4 protein-coding genes are annotated in these 3,681 nt (G+C 57.0%); 1 reads left to right on the top strand and 3 read right to left on the bottom strand.

The genetic code is table 11. The annotated features are described in order from the left end of the window. Window positions 1–227: 227 nt before the first annotated feature. From ACH2EH_RS16785 to ACH2EH_RS16775, 3 genes are all read right to left on the bottom strand, one after another. Complete coding sequence (locus ACH2EH_RS16785; RefSeq protein WP_395143354.1) at window positions 228–2,291, bottom strand: sodium-translocating pyrophosphatase; 2,064 nt, start codon at window positions 2,289–2,291, stop codon at window positions 228–230. A 194-nt stretch (window positions 2,292–2,485) separates the two neighbouring features. After that, window positions 2,486–2,809 carry a hypothetical protein gene (locus ACH2EH_RS16780; protein ID WP_395143352.1) on the bottom strand — a complete coding sequence of 108 codons (324 nt, stop codon included), beginning with the start codon at window positions 2,807–2,809 and terminating at the stop codon, window positions 2,486–2,488. Continuing rightward, the gene (locus ACH2EH_RS16775; RefSeq protein WP_395143350.1) at window positions 2,806–3,276 is read right to left on the bottom strand and encodes a DUF1844 domain-containing protein; all 471 of its coding nucleotides are present in this window, start codon (window positions 3,274–3,276) and stop codon (window positions 2,806–2,808) included. The genes ACH2EH_RS16780 and ACH2EH_RS16775 overlap by 4 nt, the downstream gene beginning before the upstream one ends. A 55-nt stretch (window positions 3,277–3,331) precedes the next feature. On the opposite strand from ACH2EH_RS16775, the gene ACH2EH_RS16770 reads away from it, so the two are divergent. Next, window positions 3,332–3,681: ABC transporter permease (locus ACH2EH_RS16770; protein ID WP_395143348.1), on the top strand; the 350-nt coding region annotated here is incomplete at its 3' end.

Here is a 3,681-nt window from a genome sequence, read left to right as displayed (position 1 = left end):
TAGAGCTGTTTTCACGAATCATTTTTGTGCCCTAGGTGCTCCGAAAAACGGCCAGGAAACCATAGGTTTGAGTATCTCCCCTGCCAAAAGTAGAGCTTTCAGCGACCCGGTTTCGATTCGTGAAAACGGCTCAGTAATATCTATAATCACTAACCTATTGTACCCAAACACCCCCCTCACTAAATATGCCTCGTGTAGGCCATGGGAGAGGGGTTGGGGAGGAGAGCCTACCGATTGGCGATGAGCGGCGCAATGAGTAAGCTGACGACGCTCATGACTTTGATGAGAATGGAGACACCTGGCCCCGACGTATCCTTGAAGGGGTCACCGACGGTATCCCCGACGACGGCGGCTTTGTGGGCATCGCCACCTTTCTCATGGCCATCAAGCCCGCCTTTCTCGATGTGCTTCTTCGCATTATCCCAAACTCCCCCCGCGTTCGCCATGAAGAGGCTGAGGGTGGAGCCGACGGCAAGTGCGCCCGCGAGCAGGCCCGCAAGTGCTTCAGGCCCGAGGAAGAACCCAGTCAGTGTGGGGGCGAGGATCGCCACGAGGCCGGGCTGGATCATCTCAATAAGCGCCGCTTTGGTGGCGATATCCACAATATGGGCGGGCTCAGGATCCGCCGTGCCCTGGAGCAAGCCCGGGATTTCCTTGAACTGCCGGGCAATCTCGATCACGATCTTCTGCGCCGCATGACCAACTGCAAGCATCGTGGACGCGCCTACCCAGAAGGGCAGAATGGCTCCCAGGAGCACCCCGATCAGGACGGTGGCATCGGTAAGCTCGATATGGAAGGGCGCTCCGCGTGCGTGACTGATCTCCATCGAGTAGGCGGAGAAGAGCGCAACCACTGTAAGAGTCGCTGACCCTATCGCGAAGCCCTTGCCGATTGCGGCAGTTGTGTTGCCCACGGAGTCGAGCTCGTCGGTGATGTCGCGGACTTCTTTGCCCAGACCACTCATCTCGCTAATGCCGCCCGCATTATCTGAGATCGGGCCGTAGGCATCCACAGTCATGACGATTGCAGTTCCGGCTAGCATTCCGACGGCGGCCATTGCCACGCCATAGAGCCCAAGCTGGGCATTGGCGAGAAACGTGACTCCACAGAGAATCACCACTGGAGCGATCACGGACTCTTTACCCACTGCAAGGCCATGGATAATACAAGTCGCCGCGCCGGTAAGCGATGCCTGCGCGACTTTATGCACGGGCTTGTGCGCCGTGTAGTACTCGGTAATCAGGCCGATAGCGGCTCCACCGATAGCACCCGCCGCTAGGCAGAGTGTGATTGCTTGGGTGGCTCCCAGAATCTTCATGAGAATGGCGGAGACAATTGTGAGGGCGATAGGAGGGACAATCAGACAGCTTCGAAGAACATTGGCGGGTTTGTGATTGCGGAGCGCACGTGCCAGGAAGATGCCCAGAATACTGATCGCGAGCCCGACTCCCGAGAGAACCAACGGAAGCGCCGCCCCCAGAGTCCGCTCGGCTTCGTCGCTGAGTCCTGGTGCGATGTTCTTGAGGTGTCCCATGTCGTTTGTGGTCAGCGCGATGGCTACCGCGGAGACAATCGCCGCCACCATTGACTCGTAGATATCGGCACCCATGCCTGCCACATCCCCGACGTTGTCCCCCACGTTGTCGGCAATCACTCCCGGATTGCGAGGGTCATCTTCGGGGATTCCCTCGATCACCTTCCCGGCGATATCGGCCCCAACATCGGCGGCCTTGGTGTAGATTCCGCCCCCAATACGAGCGAAGAGCGCGATACTGCTTGCCCCCACCGCAAAAGCATGTAGGGTTGAGTTGAGCGCGGGTGTATTGCGCAAGGCAAAGTAGAACCCTGCAAGCCCAATCAGCCCCAGCCCCGCCACCGCTAAACCCATCACCGCTCCGCCATCTAGAGCAATGAGGAGCGCATTGGGTTTACTGCCACGTCGTGCCGCCTCGGCAGTTCGGACATTGGCTAGGGTCGCCGCTTGCATCCCGCAAAAACCGGCGAGCAGAGACAGGAAAGCACCAGAGACAAAAGCGCCACCCGGAAGCCAACCTAGAGTAAAGCCTAAAGCGAGAAAGACAACCAGTGTATAAACGGCAAGTACCGTGTACTCACGCTTGAGAAACGCCATAGCACCTTCGCGAATATACTTCGCGATACGGTTCATGGTCTCCGTACCACCGATAGGTTGCCGCTGGACATTCCAGTAAAAAAAGAAAGCAAATGCAAGCCCGATTAGTCCAATCACCAGAGGCGAAAGAAGCCAGGGGGTGCTAAGTTGTCTTACCAAAGGGCAGACCTCCTTGTTGAGAAATCGCTAATTATTAAATTGCTGCAATTCTCGCGCCAGGCTATCGTAAGTAGTGGTGAGGCGGCGAAACGGGGCACGGCAGCAACCATAGGTGCCAGGAGAGAGTATACTCGACTTTGTGAAAAATTTCCCTATCTTTTAGGGACTCAGCCTGTGATATTTTTCATCTATTTTTAATCCGCTTGTTTCCACGCAACAATAGCTTCCTGGGTGTCGAGGAGCCGCCCCATGAGCGCACCGCTATCCTGAGTCAGTAGAACCGAGAGGGATTCGGCGCAGTAGAGGCTCTCGAACTCCTCCTGAAGTCGGCCTGAGAACTCCGCGGCGATGGGGGGGAAGTGCTCTGACATCCAGGCCCGTAAGAGCGTATACTGCGCTTCCATGAAGGGCTTAGAGTGGCCCACGTGCGCGGCATCACAAATCAGCTCCACCAGATCGCCAAAGCGGGCCTCGAACGCGTCGGGAGTGAGAAGGGGCGGGGAAGAGGCCAGCCTCATCCCCGCTTACTCTGCTCCACAAAATTGAGCTGTAGATCACTGACCATTGCCTTGAGCGGCAGGCGCTCTTCAGGGGCGACATGCGGCTCAAGCTGATCGGCGAGGAACCCAACCGTATTGATTGCCATCTGTGCTTGTGCCAGGTCTTTTTCGATCTCACCCGTCATCGGGTTGGCGACAAGGCCCATACGCAGCCACGCCAGATTGCGCAGCTCACCCATGAAGAGGGCAAGTACGGAGCGCACATCGGGTATCTCGCTACTCTCCTCAGCATCGGGATCCCCCTCGCTGTCACTGTCACTGTATCCATCGTGCGGATCGTAGAGAGTTGGTTCTGGTTCGGTTATGGGCTCAAGGGGGAGTGTGGGAGTTACCACGGGGACGGCAGCAGGCGCCGCTTCCTCGGTACTCTGGCGGCGGCGATCACGGAAGGTAAAACCTTCCTCCTCTTCTTCTTCTTCGGGCATGAGGGATTGTAGCACGCGGCGGGGCACCGGTTCAATGGGGTAAACTAAAATTTATATGACACCTGGTTCCGACTCCAAAGAAACCCGACTGGCTAGCGAGGCAGTCGAGGTATTCGAGGACGTCGGTGAGACGACAAGTAAAATCATTCGTAAGACCTTCGTGCGCTCCTTCGAGTATCTGGGCGAGCTGCTAACCCTTTTGTGGCGAGCCGTGCGCGCGATCTTTCAGGAAGGCATTCACCTGGGTGATCTTGCTCGTCAGCTTACGAGTGTCGGTACAGAGTCTCTTCCCATTGTTCTGCTGACCGTGGGCTTCTCCGGAGCGGTCTTGGCACTTTACACGGTGGGCTCACTGACTAATCTGGGAATTGGCGACTTGCTCGGGGGGATTGTTGCACTGTCTAT

Source organism: Armatimonas sp., assembly GCF_043760365.1.
Classification (GTDB): Bacteria; Armatimonadota; Armatimonadia; order Armatimonadales; family Armatimonadaceae; genus Armatimonas.
The sequence above is the reverse complement of the archived record's forward strand: the minus strand, read 5'-3'. Positions and strand labels throughout refer to the sequence as shown.